The 18331-nt window shown below is 58.5% G+C and carries 10 protein-coding genes; 3 read left to right on the top strand and 7 right to left on the bottom strand.

Annotated features, from left to right (window positions below; genetic code table 11):
* Positions 1-14 precede the first annotated feature (14 nt).
* Positions 15-806 (top strand): hypothetical protein, encoded by a 792-nt coding sequence (locus tag LVD10_RS03765; RefSeq protein WP_237061920.1) that lies wholly within the window; start codon positions 15-17, stop codon positions 804-806.
* Positions 807-864: 58 nt separating this feature from the next.
* Here LVD10_RS03765 and LVD10_RS03770 read toward each other — a convergent pair whose 3' ends face one another.
* The gene (locus LVD10_RS03770) at positions 865-1686 is read right to left on the bottom strand and encodes a caspase family protein (protein ID WP_237061921.1); all 822 of its coding nucleotides are present in this window, start codon (positions 1684-1686) and stop codon (positions 865-867) included.
* A 66-nt stretch (positions 1687-1752) separates the two neighbouring features.
* A complete protein-coding gene (locus tag LVD10_RS03775) occupies positions 1753-2109 on the bottom strand; it encodes a hypothetical protein (protein WP_237061922.1) in 357 nt (118 codons plus the stop codon).
* Positions 2110-2401: 292 nt separating this feature from the next.
* Between LVD10_RS03775 and LVD10_RS03780 the strand changes: the two genes are divergently transcribed.
* On the top strand, positions 2402-3193 hold the full coding sequence (locus LVD10_RS03780; protein WP_237061923.1) for a transposase: 792 nt from the start codon (positions 2402-2404) through the stop codon (positions 3191-3193).
* A gap of 241 nt (positions 3194-3434) precedes the next feature.
* Here the strand turns inward: LVD10_RS03780 and LVD10_RS03785 are convergent, their stop codons facing one another.
* The 3 genes from LVD10_RS03785 to LVD10_RS03795 form a co-directional block, all read right to left on the bottom strand.
* A complete protein-coding gene (locus tag LVD10_RS03785) occupies positions 3435-3893 on the bottom strand; it encodes a hypothetical protein (protein ID WP_237061925.1) in 459 nt (152 codons plus the stop codon).
* Positions 3894-4005: 112 nt separating this feature from the next.
* The gene (locus LVD10_RS03790) at positions 4006-4416 is read right to left on the bottom strand and encodes a hypothetical protein (protein WP_237061927.1); all 411 of its coding nucleotides are present in this window, start codon (positions 4414-4416) and stop codon (positions 4006-4008) included.
* 2 nt (positions 4417-4418) lie between these two features.
* Positions 4419-5309: a hypothetical protein gene (locus LVD10_RS03795; RefSeq protein WP_237061928.1), complete on the bottom strand. Its 891-nt coding sequence runs from the start codon at positions 5307-5309 to the stop codon at positions 4419-4421.
* A 146-nt stretch (positions 5310-5455) separates the two neighbouring features.
* Here LVD10_RS03795 and LVD10_RS03800 point away from each other — a divergent pair, with 146 nt between their 5' ends.
* A complete protein-coding gene (locus tag LVD10_RS03800; RefSeq protein WP_237061930.1) occupies positions 5456-6448 on the top strand; it encodes a transposase in 993 nt (330 codons plus the stop codon).
* Between the two features lie 186 nt (positions 6449-6634).
* Here the strand turns inward: LVD10_RS03800 and LVD10_RS03805 are convergent, their stop codons facing one another.
* Both LVD10_RS03805 and LVD10_RS03810 read right to left on the bottom strand, forming a co-directional pair.
* The gene (locus LVD10_RS03805) at positions 6635-6955 is read right to left on the bottom strand and encodes a contact-dependent growth inhibition system immunity protein (protein ID WP_237061932.1); all 321 of its coding nucleotides are present in this window, start codon (positions 6953-6955) and stop codon (positions 6635-6637) included.
* A complete protein-coding gene (locus tag LVD10_RS03810; RefSeq protein WP_237061934.1) occupies positions 6948-18317 on the bottom strand; it encodes a two-partner secretion domain-containing protein in 11370 nt (3789 codons plus the stop codon). Before LVD10_RS03810 ends, LVD10_RS03805 begins: the two co-directional genes overlap by 8 nt.
* Positions 18318-18331: the final 14 nt, after the last annotated feature.

An 18331-nucleotide genomic window follows, 5' to 3' on the forward strand; every position in this document is an offset into this window, starting at 1 on the left:
CCATGGAGCAACGGATGCCCACCTATATCAGTAGAGCGCTTGCCTGCTCCCTTCTCATCGCAGCATCGCCCGTGCTTGTCGCCCAGGCTGGGGAAGACGCGCCGGGCCTGGAGATCCACAAATTTGGCGGGCTGGAGATGGGCTACGGTACCTATGCCTTTCCGGAAAAACTCGACCAGACCATCGTCTTCCCGGTCGCAAACCTCACCGGCGGCCTGGCCTACCAGCGCTTTAACCTTGCCCTGAATATTTCCGGCTCGGTGGAAGATGCCGAGGTTTCCGAGGAGGACTTTATCGGCGACGCCAGCCGGCAGGACCTGGATATCACGTTCGGCTACCAGGCCAGCGACCTGTTAAGCCTTTTTATTGGCTACAAGTCGGGGGAGACCAACCTGGACCTGTTTGTCCGGGACAGCGCCACGCGCGCGACGGATTACGAGTATTACCGGCAGTCCGGGCCATTTGCCGGAATCAATATCGGCAAAAGCTTTGCCAATGCCGGCAAACTGGATTTCTCTGTCGCCTATGCCTCACTGGATGCCGACAATCGCTTCTTTGGTGACGGCGATGGCGTCGAAGCCGGCGAAATGCTGGAGTTTGATGATATCTACGGCAAGACCAGTGGTAGCAGCAGCGGCTATTCCATCAACCTGGGCTGGACAATACCCATGTCCGGCAACCTGCTGTTCCGCAGCAAGCTCCGGTACAACAGTTACCGGCAGGATATCCGTTTCGGCAGCGCCCGCTTTGGCAATGTCAGCGAACAGTCCACCATGCTGCTGGCGGGAATTATCGGCGTATTCTGACCGGTAAACTCTCACCAGTTAACCTCCGCCAGTTAACTTCTGGACAGGACCCTGTCCGCTAGAAACTCACCACATTGGGAATCTTCTTGTTCCTGGGTGGGGCAAAGTAGAAGGTTTCCAGCAGCGAGGAATGCTCCCACGGCGTCTGGCGGTTATCGGTAGCCCGCAAAACGTCGCGGCGCACTTTCTTGAACAGCTCCTCGGCAGTTTCCGCGCGGGTAATATGCCGCAACAGCGCCCGCGTATAGGTGCCATTCCTGCCCCGGCCATCCTCGGCCACATTGCCGGGCTCGGTGGCGTAGGCGATCAGGGTACTGGGCGGCGCCTCCACCATCGCCAATCCCGCCTGGATTTGCCTTAACTGGGACTCCACGGCCCGGGTCTTCCTGAACGGATTGTTGCGGCAGGCATCGAGGATCACAATATTCTGGCTACTGCCGGACTGCTCCACTTCCCGCAGCAGCTCATTGATCGAATACGCGTTGGCGACCAGCTGCATGGGGTCATCGATGGATACCCCGACCGGTACCAGGTAATTGGTATTCTGCAGCTGCACCCCGTGCCCGGCGTAGTAGAACACTGTCACCGCATTGTCGCCGGAGACGGAACGATAGAATTCGGCCACCGTCGCCCGCAGCTGCTGCGGGTTCATATCTGTGGCCAGGGTCGTGCGGTAACGCAACTTCCGCAGCTTTTTGGCCATATCCCGGGCATCATTGACCGGGTTCCTGAGCGGGGCAAACGCGTAATCGCTGTTACCGATCACCAGCGCATAGCGTGGTAGCGCCTCGTCGTAGGCACTACAGAGGCCGGCAACCAGGGTTGCCGACAGGAAGAGAAACGCTTTCAATCTGCCATTGCGGCTGCAATCTTTTATCACCGCGCACTCCTATATTCCTGTCCTTGATGCCATGGAGGCAGAAGCTTTGCCGGGCGGAGGAACGCCTCAGGAAGACTCGGAAGATTGTACCGGTGCCGAGATGCCTCCACCCCCGTGATCCACGGATTTACCCCCCGCGGAATTGCCGAAAACCCGTCGCAGCAGCGGCAGGCCCCGGCGCCAGCCGAGAATGCTCTGCGCCGCAATCACACCGCCATACATTGCGCCGGCCACGCCGCAGCTCATGATGTCCTGCCCGGTCAGGTACAGTCCCTTTATACGGGTCTTCGGGCGCAGCCAGCCCTGCTCAAAGCGCTGCGGATCGTGGTCCAGGCCATAGATCTCCCCACGCTGGTATTCACAGAACCAGGCGGTGGAGAGAGGCGTGGAAAGTTCACAGCGATTATTAAAAGGGACACCCATCAAATACAGAGAATCCTGCGCCCTGCTTGTTGCACTCTTTGGCTAGCCATGCAGAATACTGTTTATTCATCCAGCAAGCTGATATCTACCGATGACCAGGCCGCGTAAGACCCTGATCTGCCCGAAAACCACTCCATACTATCACTGCGTATCGCACTGTGTTCGGCGCGCCTTCCCATGTGGACTGGACGATCGTACCGGGAAGTGCTTTGAGCATCGCCGGCAATGGATTGAGGACCGCATATTCTCGCTCTCCCACGTATTTGCGCTTGAGGTCTGAGCCTATGCCGTGATGAGCAATCACTACCATGTGGTGCTGTATGTGAATTCCGCACAGGCGGCTGACTGGGACCTTCGCGAAGTAGTAGAACGCTGGCATCAGCTATGTAAGGGTTCGAGCCTTTCCCAGCGTTTCGCCTGTGGGGACACCCTGGGCTCGGCCGAGCTTGACCGTCTTACCGAGGTCGCTGAAAGCTGGCGTGAGCGCCTTACAGACTTCAGCTGGTTTATGCGCTATCTCAACGAATCTATCGCCCGTGAGGCCAACCGGGAAGACCGGTGCACCGGTCGATTCTGGGAAGGGCGCTTCAAGTCCCAGGCCCTGCTGGATGAGCGGGCACTGGCAGCCTGTATGACCTACGGGGACCTGAACCCGATTCGTGCCAAGATGGCTGAGACACCGGAAGATTCCGACCATACCTCGCTCCAGCGGCGTATTGCCGCGGCCAGGGGTGGCGGCTATCAGCCTGATCAGCTATTCCCCTTCGTGGGCAATCCCCGGCAATCCATGCCAGAGGGGATGCCCTTCCGCCTGTCGGACTGCCTGGAACTGGTGGACTGGAGTGGGCGCTGCCTACGGGAGGATAAACGCGGGGCTATCGACAGCAAGCTGCCACCGATCCTTGAACGACTGCAAATTGATCCCCGGCACTGGCTATACCTGAACCGTAACTTTGAGAGCCGCTTCAAGAGCCTGGTGGGTAGTGCCAATGCTGTACGCCAAGTCTGCGAGCAGCTGGGCAAACGCTGGGTGCACGGTATTCGCGACTGCGAGCGTTACCTTTCCCCACCTTCGGTCACGTAAAACCTAACTACGCTTTCAAATAGCGCCATCGCATACCTGATGCGAGGAATCATTACGCCTCCATAGAGTGGTCTGGCGCGGACACCCACAAATTAGCCCTTTACTCCGTCGAGCACCCATCCTCAATCACACAGAAGCAAGGTCCGTAGAAGTTGGCCTCAAGATAAATAATTAATGGGTGTCCTTTTTATTAGGTATTAGGTGACCCCTAATATTGAAATACATTCCCTGCTGTTTCCGGTTAACCTAGCACGTTAAATTCATTACGTAGATATTCAATTAAACCAGAAAGGTCCTCAAAAGCAACTGGACCAAAACCTGGCTCATATTTGGCGATATATTGCTTGGGGGTTACTCCCAATTCTTTGGCCTTATCCTTTATCTCCCATAGCCGCGCAGGCTCTATTGTCCAATTAGTCCCCGGCAAATCTACACGTTTATGCTTAGTCAAGGTCCAGCTTATGCACCCCACGTACCCCTCTATTGCACGCTTCAAACGACTCACAGTTTCCGATTTTTCGTTCTTGAAACGAAAGGAAACTGATGGGGGATATTGAGTTTGTTTTCTTAATACCCATTTACCTTTCTCTCTTGCGACATACTCGCTAGCAGTACCTTTCCTCCACTCGGTCTCACCAATTAACTCAATAAGCTCCAATAAAGGTTTACACTCATTTTTCGCAACAGGGATATCATCCATTATAAACCTCACAACTCATCAGAGAATGACACGCCTTCAGGATTTATGTTGTGTATCTCTTTGCGGACGGAACGACTACGGAGGCATCTGCCGATTCAGCTCACTCTAAACTTTAGTTATGGGTATCCTTTACTTTTATTCGCACTTGGTAACTTTTTTCATCATTAATAAATGTCATTCCGTCTAAAAACACAAGACGACTATCTATTATTTTTCTGTACTTCTCTTTAGTGCGCGACGTTAACGGAAACTTGCAATTTGGGCACTTCATCTCATTTCTTACAGAAAACCCGTAGTGCTTGCCGAAATTTCTATTTTCCTCATAGGTGCGAGCTACTTTTTCTAGCAACTCTTCTTTATCAGCCATTTTCGCCAACTGTTCGCTAACCAACAAAGAAAATCCATCTTTTGAGTACATCCCGATCCAGTTTTTATTGATTAGGCTTAGCCAAGAATACCTTAAGTTAAATGAGCATTTAGGGCACTTTATTTCTTTTCCAGTTCTTTCTAGTACAGGGTCCATAACTAATCCTCGACAATGACTTTTATTTGTTTAACACCGTCGCCACCATTAGAAGGAATACTCTCTACAACCAACTCTGGACCTCCACCAGGAAGACCCTGACCATCACCTAAAAACAGTTCATTTCCGGCGTCACCGACTGGGCATCGCGGACAGCGTTCGCCAATATTAGAGATTACTGAAAGCGTATTTGACTTTTCTAAACTGCCCGGATTTAAGCCAAGGTCAGATTCAAGTTCATCAGCTTGGTGTCTTGTTATTCTAATTTCAGATGCTCCTTCGGGAATTGGACCAATTACGCTTTCAATAGCTTTTGAGTCAGTCACAAACGTTCCATCAGCACCGATAGACGGGTACTCGTCTATCGTGCTGTCTGGGGTAATGTTTAATCCTGGATCAAATACTTCATTTGGTATCTCATCTTCAACAGTTGTATTTTTAGCATCACCAGAAACCACCTCCCTCTCAGGCGTATCAAATTCCCCATCCACTCGAGTCTGCGCAGTATCCCATTCAGGCGTTTCCGATGCATCCGCCGAATCAGCGAGACGACTACTATCAGGCCCGCTATCCGAACTACCGCCAGAGTCTTCTCCCCAATCGCCATCATTGGATGTAGGTTTTTCAGGCGCATCCAGATCCGGCGCCCTTGCCCTGGCAACTGGAATAATCGCAGCCATTCCGGATAAACGTGCCTGGTTTTCCTCACTCAGGCTATTCCAGTTGGAAATGACAACATTGCCGGTGGCATCGTCAAGAGCGAAAAGGACCTCCGCACCGGCTTCCTGTACAGACTGCAGGGCGCCCAGTGCCGCCTCCGTCGCCTCCGGGTGATTCGCGTAGGCTGTCTCTATCAGGTTGCCGAAGCCCGCGGCGATCTCGTCCGAAACCACACCATTGCCACCCAGGTCCTGCAGCACGGCGTAAGACGATAAAAGGGACACCCATTAAATAAAGACAATCCTGCGCCCTCCTTGTTGCACTCTTTGGCAAGCCATGCAAAATACTGTTTATCCATCCAGCAATCTGAAATCTACCGATGACCAGGCCGCGTAAGACCCAGATCTGCCCGGAAACCACTCCATACTATCACTGCGTGTCACGCTGCGTACGACGCGCCTTCCTGTGTGGGCGGGACGAGCGTACGGGACAGAGCTTTGAGCACCGCCGGCAATGGATTGAGGAACAACTTCTTTCACTCTCCCGTATATTTGCGCTGGAGATCTGTGCCTATGCTGTGATGAGCAACCACTACCATGTGGTGCTGTACGTGAATTCCGCACAGACGGCTGACTGGGACCTACGCGAAGTAGTGGAGCGCTGGCACCAGCTGTGCAAAGGTACGAGCCTTTCCCAGCGTTTCGTCCGTGGAGAGGCCCTGGGCTCCGCTGAGTTTGCCCGCCTTGCTGTGGTCGCAGAGAGCTGGCGTGCGCGACTTACCGACATCAGCTGGTTTATGCGCTATCTCAACGAGCCCATCGCCCGTGAGGCCAACCGGGAAGACCGGTGCACCGGTCGATTCTGGGAGGGCCGCTTCAAGTCCCAGGCCCTGCTGGACGAGCGGGCACTGGTAGCCTGTATGGCCTACGTAGACCTGAACCCGATCCGGGCAACAATGGCCGAGACACCGGAAGATTCCGACCATACCTCGGTCCAGCGGCGTACTGCCGCGACCAGGGATGGCGGCTATCAGCCTGATCAGCTATTCCCCTTCGTGGGCAATCCCCGGCAATCCATGCCAGAGGGGATGCCCTTCCGTCTGTCGGACTACCTGGAGCTGGTGGACTGGAGTGGACGCTGCCTACGGGAGAATAAACGCGGAGCTATCGACAGCAAGCTGCGGCCGATCCTCGAGCGCCTGCAAATTGATCCACGACACTGGCTTTACCTGAACCGGAACTTTGAGAGCCGCTTCAAGAGCCTGGTCGGTAGCGCCCATGCTGTGCGCCAAGCCTGCGAGCAGCTAGGCAAACCTTGGGTTCACGGTATTCGCGACTGCGAGCGCTACTTTTCGCCACTGTCCGTCCCGTAACAGTTTTTTGTTCTTTTAGATAGCGCCATCGCATGCTAGATGCGAGAGAACTCGCTGCTTCCACAAAGCCTATTGGCGCAGCCTTCAACATATTATTTACTTTCGAAAAAAATATTGATTGATCTGAATCATAACGTATACGCAAACGTGATTCGTGCGTATCTATTCAGTTAATGGGTTCCCCTTTTACACTCCCTTTTTCTTTTTCAATTCCTTCTCCAAGGATTCTTTAATCTCTAAAAGCCAATCAAGGCTAGATATTCCATCATCACCCGGGTTGTAGTTGCACCCAATCTCTTTCCCCAAAATCTCATCCAACTGAGAAGACTCATAGCAACATGAAACTATTTTATTAATCTCATTTATTGCTAAACTTTTTTCTTCATCTTTTGACTGAGCAACAGCATCATAAAGTATTTCAGATGCCGGCCTACAGTCATATTCGTACCAACACTGATAAAACGGGCCCGCTAACAAATTAAATAACGCTGGATATCTTTTACTCATCAATTGGGTGACCTGTGATTATTCGGTAGCCATTTGGGCTCGTTGAGTCAGCCTGCACAACCACTCTAACACCATTGACATTAGATGCAGTAGAGCTTTTTGCAGGAACGTATCGGCCAGTTGGCTGAACAAAAATTGAGTCGAAAGCTTTTGGCTTAGAGCCTGGATTGCTTTGCAACCAAGAATTTATTTCAGCCTCATTCCTGTTCAACGTTTGATTTACATAATGCTCAGCAGCTTGCTTGCTAGAGAAAGAAGAAGAGCCACCCAGCGGTATACGCTGCCCACCTGTACCATTGGATCTTGCAATCAACTCTGCATCAGATAATCCGACATGCCTCTCCAACAAGTGCCCACCATTTCTACTTCCTGGTGGTATATGATTCTCATGATAATCTAGATCAAAGCGGTCGCCATCATTTCTGGCTAAAAGGTCACCAGCCTCAGCATCAGCTGCACCTGGCTCGACCCCCGGATTCGAACCCGAATAAGTTTCAACCCCTCCTTTACCATCAGACCCAATATCCGAACCATCGCCTGAACTTCCTCCCCAATCGCCGTCATTGGATGTAGGTTTCTCAGGCGCATCCAGATCCGGCGTCCTTGCCCTGGCAACTGGAATAATCGCAGCCATTCCGGATAAACGTGCCTGGTTTTCCTCACTCAGGCTATTCCAGTTGGAAATGACAACATTGCCGGTGGCATCGTCAAGAGCGAAAAGGACCTCCGCACCGGCTTCCTGTACAGACTGCAGGGCGCCCAGTGCCGCCTCCGTCGCCTCCGGATGATTCGCGTAGGCTGTCTCTATCAGGTTGCCGAAGCCCGCGGCGATCTCGTCCGAAACCAGACCATTGCCACCCAGGTCCTGCAGCACGGCGTCGAAGGCCGGTATGGCGATTTCAGCCAGGACTTCACCTTGCGTCGGAATAGTTTCTTGTGATTCCGGCACATCCTGACTTTCTACATCGTCGGATTGGGGGGGTCCTTCCAGGGTGATTTCTGCATAGTCATAGGTATTGCCTTCAGAGTCCCCAGGCATCGGAGGAGTGCTTTCCTCCTCTATGGTGCCAGTTTGCTCTCTATACCAGCGCTCTCGCTCCTCAATGGTGCGAGCCATTGCTTTCACTTGGGCAAGCAGTTCGGCGTCGTCAATAGTACCGTTATTGAATGCTTCAAGGAGCGCTGTGTAGCCGGCCCGAAGTGTTTGCCCCAGTGGAGTTTCTGCCCACTGCTGGATACCTGCTTCAATCGTTTCAAGGTCTCCAGCGATGGTGTCGATCAGCCCTTCTTGTAGTATCCGGTGATCAACGGTTACATCGATATTCCCTTCCTGCCGCTCAACCTCGAAAAGCTCCTTTTCGGTGCTCTTCACATCGCGATTGAGGCCCGCCAGGTCTCCATTCTCCTCACTGTCCTCATCCCGCACAGTGATATTACCCTGGCCCACAGTCGCGAGGGTCTTGTCCTTGCTGTACTGACTCTCGTTGCTGTACTGAACATTGGAGGTGTTCAGGCGCAGGTCGTCGCCGGTCGCGTCCTGAGCATTCTGCTGTGCCGGATCGGCGGGGTTGCTGCCCGTGAAGCCGACACTGGTGCTGGCACCGGCATTCTGCTGGCTGGTGTAGTCGGTATTGCTGAGGTCGGCGTAGTCGAGGGTTTCGGTGCTGAGCTCAAGGTTACCGAGGTCATTACCCTCCTCGTCCACGGTGGCTACCAGTGCGCCGGTGATCTGCGTGTGTTCACCGACGTCGATATCGGCCGCGCCGCCGGAGGTGAGGCTGGTGAGCACGGTTTCCTTGCTCTGGTAACTGCCGTTGGCACTGTTGGCGCCGCCGTTGACACTGGTGAGGCCGCTGTCATCTCCTCCGCTGGTGCCGAAGCCACCGCTGATACCGGCGCTGTTATTTGAGCCGCTGGCGCGGTTTTGCTGGGATTCGACGGTTAGGTCGCCACCCACGGCCACATCCAGCTGGCTGCCCGCATGCACGTTTGCGCCTGCCAGGGTGGTGTCACCGCTGCTGTTGAGGGCGATCTGGTCAGCGCTGAGGGTACTGTTGTTGTAAGTGGTTTGCCGGTCCCGGGCCTGGCTTCTATCCATGCTGCCGCTGACGGTTGGACCACCGCCGGCACCGTAAAAGGTTTGCTGCACGCTGAATTGGCCGTGGTCGGTCTGGGTGCGCTGGCTGGCGGTATCGCGGCTGGCTTCAATAGCCAGTTCGCCGGTATCGATGGCGATCTGGTTGTCGGCCTGCAGGTGGCTGCCGCGGATTTGCGTGCTGCCGTCGCTGGTACCGTCCTCATTGCCGGTGTTGATGGTGATGTTCTGGCCACTGAGGTTGCTGGCCAGGGAGCTGGTCTGCTGGCTTTCGCTACCGGTACGGGTGGCGTCGACATCCAGCTGCACGCCGGCATTGAAGCCGTAGGTGCCACTGCTCTGGGCTGCGGCGGCGGTCTGCTGTGTCAGCGCAGTGGTCTTTGAAGTGACCTCCGCAGCGGCGGCAACAATGCCGGCCTGGTACCACTCCTTGTCGCCTTCGGCATCGTCGATGATCTGTTTCAGTTCAACGATATCCTCCTGGCTAACACCGGGGGCCCCGTTCTGGTAGTCGGCTTCCAGCTGCTTGAGGGTGCCCTTCAGGTTTTTCAGGTCTTTTTCATATTTGCGGTAGTCTTCCTTGGCCTGCTTGAGGTTATCGGCGGCTTCGTCCAGGGCTTTGGCCGCCTTGGCCACTTCCACAGCCTGGTGCTGGACCACCACATTGAGTTCGGCGCTGCCGCTGGTTTCCTCGCTACTGGTTTGCAGGCTGTCCCTGGCTTCCCTGATGACGACGTTTTCGCCGGCGAGCGCGATATCGCCGGCACCGCTATCGTCGGTATCGGCGATCAGGTTGGAGCCTTCCACGGTCAGGTCGCCGATGGCATCAAGGCTCAGATCGTTGCCGGCGGTGAGGTTACTGCCCCGGTGGCTGACTTCGGTGCTTTCGCTGTCGACGGCACGATACTCGGCGTCGGCGAGTTTGATCTTGAGCTGCCCGTCTTCGGACTTGACCAGCTCGTCGGGGTTGGAGAGGCTGCTGGCCACGTCGCCGAAGCTGACCCGCGTTTCCTCTTCGCCGTAGGTGGTTCGGCTGGTCTCGCGGGCAGCGAGGATTTCGATATCGCCGATATCTGTTTCGATGTTGAGGTTATTGCCGGCACCAAGGTCTGAGCCGATCACCGTGGCGCGGCCACTGTCGATATTAAGGTTGTTGCCAGCACTGATGTTGCTGCCCTGGGCACCGGTGGTCTCGGTGGTGCCGGCGCGCTGTTCGGAGGCGTAGAAGTCGCCGCCAGTAAAGTAGCCGCTGTCTTCTGACCAGCTGCTGCTGGTTTCCAGCACTTCGCCGGCGGCTATCAGCAGGTCGTCCACGGCCGTGAGGTTGATGTTGCCGGTGACGGTTTCCAGGTTGCTGGCGGCAATGGTGATATTGCGCGCGGCGTCGAGGCTGATATCGCCCGCCGCACTCTTCAGTTCGGCAGCAGCCAGCTGTAGCTGAGCGCTGGCCTGGCCTGCGCCTTCACTGCCGAGGGGCCCGGATTTGCTGCTGGCGTGGTAGTGGCTCTGCCGTTGCTCACTGGCGGCAATGGTGATGTCGCGCCCGTCCAGGACGATATCATCTTCGGCATCCACCTGGCTGCCGAGGATCGCGATATCGCCTTCGGCAACCATGGCGACGCCGCCACCGGCGGTGATGCTGCTGCCGACCACTTCTTCGGTGTAGTGCTGGGTGGCGGTGGTTTTTTCCGAGCTCAGGGAGCTGCTGGCTTCCTGCTTGTGATAGTAATCGTAGTTACGGGTATTGGTGGCGGATTCGATCAGCAGGTCACCGCCGGAGACCAGGCCGATATCGCCACCGGCGCTGACTTCGGCACCGCGCAGGCTGGTGTCGCCACCGCTGCTCAGCAGCAGCTGCCCACCGCCGCGGACACTGCTGCCGACTTCTTCGGTATGGCCCTGCTTCAGGTGGTAGTTGTCACCGCCGACCGTATTTTCCTGGTACTGGGTCTCCACGGTTTCCAGGCCGAGGTCGCGGCCGGCGCTGACCTGCGTTGCGCCGTCACCGCTATTGACGATCTCGGCGGCCTGCAGGGTGAAGTCGCGGCCGGCAGTGGCCACCAGGTTGCCCTTGCTGACGTAGAGTCCGGCGATGCGATCGATATTGGTGCGGCTGAAGTCGCTGAGGCCGGCGCGGTTGCTATCACTCTGGGTAGTGGCGGCAATACTGATATCGCGGCCGGCGCTGACGGCGAGGCCGCTCTCGGCATCGATGGTGCCGCCGATATTGTCCAGGTCTTTGCGGGCGTGCAGCGATACCTGGTCGCCGGTAATTCGACCGCCGAGGTTGCGGAGATTCTGCCCGGTAATTTTGACTGCGCTGCGGCCGGCAATGGTGCCGGTGTTGGTGAGATCCTGGGCCAGGTCAAACTGGACGCTTTCGCCTGAAATCAGCGTGCCATTACCGTCCAGGTCACCGGGGCGCGCGCGGACGTAGACCTGGGGCACGAGGGCGGTAGTAGTGCTACCGTCCGGAAGGGTGACGGTTTCCTCCACCAGCCAGACGATATCGCTGGTGAGCTGTGCCATCTGCTCGGCGGTCAACGCCACACCGGGGCGCAGGTCCCAGGCTTCGGCGTAGGTGGCCCCGGCTTCGAGCAGGGCGCGGTACTGGTCCTCATCACTGGAGTAATCGCCGAGAAAACGGCGACCGGTAAGCTGGGCAACCTGTTCACGAATCAACGTCTGTTCGTAAAAGCCGTCGCCCAGGCGTTTATGCACCAGGTCCTGGTCGTAATCCAGAGCGTCCAGCAGGTAGTCGGAAGAAAGCCAGCCGCGGTAACTGGCAAAACGTGGGTCAGTTTCGATCAGGTAGTCGCCACTCTCCGGTTGCACCCGGAAGAGGCTGCTCTGGGGGATGGCGGTATCGGCGCCCACGGTGCGAATTTCTGTGGGAACGGAGCCATCGGCCCGCTGCGTTGTGATGCCCGCGCTCGATTGTGGGCCTGTGGCGGCGCCTGCTGTTTGGCCTTCCCCGACGGATGCACCGTCGGTGGTGTCGATCTCCGGGCGCCACTCGCTCTGCGGGCCGTCGGTTTCATGAAGGCCGGCCACCACCGCTTCAATCTCACGGGAGTCAGTACTTGCGTCCGCGCTGTCACGGCCGCTACCGCTGGCTGCCGTATCGGTATTGCGGTCGACAATACTGTAGCCGTCTCCCGCGCCGCTCAGGTTTTCCTCGGCTCTGGCTAAACCCAAATCGAAGCTGGTGACTTGATCGCCAGGTGCGTATACCGACTCCTGGCCCCATTTGCGTTTATGGTCGTCATCCCAGCCGGTAAGCTTGACCCAGGTTGCGCGGCTGGTGCCTATTTCGTTGATCCGGTATTCACCCTCGGCGTCAATATTGTCCAGACTGTCCTGGTCAATGATCAGGGCGCCACCGGCGAGAATCTGGCTTTTGTCATTCACCAGCTCGCCGCCTCGCAGGGTCATATCACCACCGGAGCGGATAACAGCCGGAGCGCTTTCGGTTACCTGGGTTTCGTATTCGGTGCGAGTGACTTCGTATTGCGTCCAATCTTCGACGCGCTTGCCGGATGGATCATAGTAGGCGCCAACACCCTTCCAGTTGGTATAGGTCCAGCCCAGCGCGAAGAGTTCGCTTTGCGTGTATTTGTCCTGATATCCCTTGGGTTGGATCAGCACGATATCAGTGGGCCCGGCGACCTGTATCTCCGCGCTGGCAAAGTGCTCGTTGCTGTTGAGCAGGCGCGTGGTGTCAATGGTGAGGCCCCCGAGGGATTCGATGGTGGCACTGGCGTTATGCACAAAACCGGCACGGCCAGTGGCATGGCCATTTTCATCCAGCTGGCCGCCGATATTCAGTGCCTCGGCGCCGGCACCAGCGCTGAAGATCAGGGATTCTTCCCGATTGATCAGTGAGCCGGTGGCAATATCGAGTCGCTGGCGGGCGGCGATAACCGCGGACCTGGTTTCACCTCCGAGGCTCTCCTCCCTGTTGGTGATCGTTTCGGCCTGGATTGCAATATGGTCGCCATAGATGCGACCGCTGCCGATATTATCGAGGGTGTCGGTGTCGATGCGGGTTTGGGCACCGTCGATCAGGCCGCGGTTGGTCACGCTCTCGCTGGCGCTCAGCTGCGTGAAGCCACCGCTGATTTCGCCGCCGGCTGTATTGTCGATATCCGTGGCGCGGAGAAGAAGCTCGCCGGCCTGGATGGTGCTCTCGTTAATGAGCAGGCCATCGGTATTGATCTCGGCCCTACCATTAGCGGTGACTTCGCCAGTATTGGTGAAATCCCGCTTCAGGGTGAGGGTGAGCTCGCCCTGCGAGAGGATACGCCCGTCACCGCTGAGGCTGTCGGCGGTGATTGTCTGCGACGTGCCGGAGAAAAGGGTGCCGAGCGTGTTGCTGACAACGTCGACGGTCAGGCCAAGTGTGCCGGCGGAAGAGATTTCGCCGCGGGTGTTGTCGAGCTGGCTGCCGGTGATCTCGATGCGCGTATCCGCGGCGACCAGGCCATTGCGGTTTTCGATGCGGCCGGCGCTGAGGTCGATGCTGTCGCCCTGAAGACCGAGAGGGCCGAGCGGGGTTTCTCCCTGCGTATTGCGGGTGTCGACAATTGCCGCTGTGATACTGAGGCCACTGCCGGCACTGATCAGGCCGGCATCGTTGTCGGCAGTGCCGGTGAGCAACACCCCGAGATCGCCGCCCGAATGGAGAACACCTCCGTTATTGCGCAGCTCTGTCCCTTGCAGGTCGACATTGCCGCTGCCACCGAACTGGCCACCGCTCCGATTGTCGAGCACATCGCTGCGCGCGATGAGGTCACCCCCGGCATGGACGAGGCCGGCGCGGTTGTCCAGCGCGCCGGTCGCGAGTACCAGGCTACCACCACTGACGAGTCCACCGCTGTCCCCGGCGTTGGTGTTGACCAGTGCCTGGCCGGCGGTATCCAGGTGTAGGTTTCCGGCGGATTGCAGTAAGCCGCCGTCATTGCCCAGGGCGCCGCTCCGGATATCGAGGGTACCGCTGGCCGAGGCAATGGTGCCGCCGTTGTTTTCAAGGTTTTGCCCGCGGGTATCAATAGTCGTATTGCCATTGAGCGTGCCGCCCAGGATCTTGCCGCCGGCATTGTCGAGGCCGAAGCTGGCGAGGGTCAGGTCGAGGGCCGCCTGGATCGTGCCGCCGCGGTTGTCGGTGAGGCCCGCGATATCCAGCTCGACACTGTTCTCCAGGGAGGCGATGACACCCTGCTGCCGGTTGCTCAGGCTGTCGGCACCCAGGATCAATGCGCCATTGCCGACCAGCGTACCGCCATCGTTGTCCAGTTCTTGCGTGGCGATGTCGACCGCATCGCCAGCGTTGACGGTACCCGCGCTGTTATTGAATGTGGCGGCAACAAGTTGCAACTCACCGCCGGTGGCAATCAGGCCAGCGAAGCTGTTGTCCAGCAGGTCTTCGACGGTAAGCCGGAGGCCCGATGCACCGGCCGTCTGCAGGCTGCCACCGGTATTGATGAGGTTACCGGCCACAATGCTGGTGTCACTATCGGTGATCAGGCTGCCGTCACTGTTATCGAAATTTCCACTGATCAACAGTTGGCTGGGATCGAAACCCGCAGCCTGCAGGGTGCCTTCGCGGTTGCTCAGTTCCCCGATGCTGAAATCGAAGGCGCCATTACCGGCGATGGTGCCGCCGTTATTGTTCAGGTTGCCGGAGACCTGGAGTTGCAGCGCGTCTTCCCCGGTGGCTATCAGGCTGCCTTGCGCGGTGGTGAGCTCACCGGCGCCTATCGTGATCCGCTCGGCACTGGTGGTGCCGCCACTGACATCGACACTGTCGCCGGTGACAGCAAGCGTGCCGTTGCTGGCAATGGTGCCGCCGGCCCCCTCGAGACTGGCGACGTCGATCCGCAGGCTACCGCGGCCGGCGTGTTCGATGCGGCCTGCGCTGTTGTCGAGGGTCGTGGCGCTGAGACGCAGTTCACCGCCGGCACCGATCAGGCCGGCGAGGCTGTTGTCCAGCAGCTCCTCGACGGTGAGCTGCAGGCTGGATTCACCGGCCGCTTGCAGGCTTCCGCCGCTATTGATGAGACTGCGAGCAGTGATATCAGTATCACCGCCGGCAATCAGGCTGCCGCCGCTATTATCAAAACTGCCGCTTACCTGAACCCGGCTGGCACCGGTACCAGCGGCCTGCAGGTTGCCTTCGCGATTGCTGAGTTCACCGATACCCAGCTCAAAGGCGCCATTGGTGGCGAGGGTGCCGCGGTCGTTGTTCATGCTGCCGGTAACGGAAAGTTGCAGCGCTTCTGCGCTAGAGGCGACCAGGCTGCCTTCCGCATTAGTGAGATCGCCGGCGTCTATTGTGATGCGCTCGGCACTGGTGGTGGCGCCACTGAGATCGACGCGGTCACCGGTTACGAGGAGCGAGCCATTACTGGCGATACTTCCACCGGGACCCTCGAGCGTGACGGCATCGATCTGCAGGTTGCCATCGCCGGCGTGTTCAATCTGGCCGGCGGTGTTTACGAGGGTTGTGGCGGTGACCTGCAATGTGTCACCAGCACCAATCTGGCCCGCAAGGCTGTTGTCCAGGCGCCCTGCAACCGCCAGCCGGAGACTGGATTCGCCGGCCGCCTGCAGGCTGCCAGCGGTATTCAGCAGTGTCGCCGCATCGATGTCGACATCACCGGCGGTGATGAAGCGGCCTTCAGTGTTATCGAAACTACCGCCCACCTCAATTTGACTGTGGCCAGTGCCGGCCACCTGCAGGCTGCCCTCACGGTTGCTGAGTTCTCCGGCGCTGAGATCCAGGGCGCCATTGGTAGCCAGGGTGCCGCGGTCGTTGTTCAGCGTACCGGCAATATCAAGTTGCAACGCCTCTTCACCCGTGGCCACCAGGTTGCCATCGCTGGTGGCGAGGTCGGCACTAACGATGGCAATGCGTTCGGCACTGGTGCTGCCACCGCTGAGATCGATTGTATTGCCCGTGAGGGTCAGGTCACCGTTGCTGGCAATGGTGCCACCGGCACCTGCAAGGCTGTCGGCAGCGATTTGCAGGCTGCCGGTGCCCGCGTGCTGGATACTGCCGCCGGCATTGCCAAGGGTGCCGGCCTGAATCTGCAGGTCACCGTTACTGGCGATACTGCCACCCCGGGCGTTGTGGGTGCCGTTGTCCAGGGTGCCGGCCACGGTGATTGTATTGTCCTGCTCGCCGCTGCCGACCAGGGTGCCACCGCGGTTGTCAAAATTGTCCGCGTCGAGGGTGATGCGGCTAGCACTCAGGGTTCCGCCGCGGTGGTCGGCATTGCCGACGTTAACTTGAGCTTCGCCCGCGGTGGTAATGGTACCGGCGGCACCGCTGAAGGTATCGGCCCGCAGCTCGAACCCCGCGCTGCCGGCATGGGTGATCCGGCCCTGTTCATTGACCAGGGTATGACTGTCGATGGTCAGTGTCCCAGCGCGGGTCTCAAGAGTGCCATCTCTGTTGTCGAGCGTGCCGGTAATTTGCAGGGCAAGATCATCGGCATCATTGTGGACCAGATTACCGCCGCGGTTGGAAAATTCCCCGGCCGCAAAGGTAAGGGTGTCCCGGAAAGTCAGCACGCCGCCGTCGTTATCGACACCAGCGGCTTCGATACGGGCGGCATCACTGACAATCAGGTTGCCGTCACGGTTGTGCAGGTCGCCGCCTTGCAGGGCCAGGCGGCGTGCACCGAGCTGGCCGCCGCTGTTATCGAAGCCGCTACTGATATTCAGGTCCACGGCACCGCCGGCAACGATCTGGCCACCGTCATTGTCCAGGATGCCGGCAATGTCGATAACACCACCCGCCAGCGGCGCAGCACTGGGTGGCGGGCTGGTACTGCCATCGCCATCCCCATTACCCGCGTCGGCGCCATCTTCCGGCACCGGGCTGTCGTCTGCCGGTGTGCCGTTATTGCCGCCCTCAGCCCCGCCGCCATCACCAGACAGCGGCTGCGACAGCCCGATGCGGCCACCATCCCGGTTACTGAGAGATCCGGTGTCAATGGCCAGCTCTTGCGTTCCGGTCTGCTCTATAGTGCCGTCACGGTTGCGCAGGGCATCGGCACTGAGGTCCAGGCGCCGGGCATTGAGCGTGCCGCCGCGATTGTCGATATCAGCACCCGTAGAGAGGGACAGTTCGCGCGCGGCGCTGAGGGTTCCGGCGTTTGCCAGGCCACCGGTAGCACTGACCTGCGCGTCGCCGGTGGATTGCAGGGCACCGGTATTTTCCAGGCGGCCATCGACGGTCACCACCAGGCCCCCGGCCTGGGCACCGATATCGCCGGCATTGCGCGCCCCGAGCCCCTGTTCATTGCCCACCAGCCAGATTTTGTTGGCGTACATCCCCCCCAGCGCGCCCACGTCCAGGGCGAGCTCCGGCTGCGCGGCATAAGCGTCACCGCTGGCCGCGGATTCGGCCGTGGCGGTCACCTGCTGGTGGTCCGCACTGACGCGATTGGTCCCGAGGGTGGCCCGCAGTTCATTGGCCCAGATGCCACCGTGCACTTCCAGCGCGCGGGCAATGATATTGGTGTAATCCACCCGGCTGGTGTCGAGGCCGGCGCCCTCCACACGGATAGCACCGCGCTCCACCCGGTAGTGGTCCAGGGCACCGCCGCTGAGAACCGGGCGGCCGGTAGTGAGGGTAACGCGAGGGGTATTGATAAAGCCGCCGCCGTTAACCTGGATGCCCGCCGGGTTAGCGATGACCACTTCGGCGCGGGCACCGGCCACTTCGATGTATCCGTGCAGGCGGCTGGGGTCGGCGGAATTGACTTCGTTGAGGATTACCTTTGCGGTGCCGGTCGCCAGCCACGGGTTGCCCTGAACCCAGCCGCCAAGCTGGGTCTGGGTATCGCTGCGCGAATTATTGAGGATCGCACCGTCACTGCCCACATCAAACTGGCTATACAGGTTGCGTGACACCCCGGCCTCGCTCGGCGTGGTGATGTTGACCAGGGGCACGCCATTGGGGGCGAATATCACTGTCGGGCGCTGTCCACCCGGTGCCTTGGGATCGGCGAGGATGCGTCCCTGCACCTGCGCCATTCCTACCGGCTCCGCCTCGGCCAGGGCCGGCGCGGCCAGGCCCACCCACCCCAGCGCCAACCACAGGCCAAAACTCAATGGGCGCAAAGTCGCGGAAACCCCGCTGCGGCGCCCGGCGCAGGCGCTGCCCGTATTACCCCCACCCCGCGCGGTCACCAGCTCTGATGCGACCTGCCAGACTCCCAGCGTGCAGTTATAGACAGTGCGAAAAACATGATTCATGGGACGTCCTTGTT

Origin of the sequence: Microbulbifer zhoushanensis (assembly GCF_021729055.1) — a bacterium.
Taxonomy (GTDB): domain Bacteria; phylum Pseudomonadota; class Gammaproteobacteria; order Pseudomonadales; family Cellvibrionaceae; genus Microbulbifer; species Microbulbifer zhoushanensis.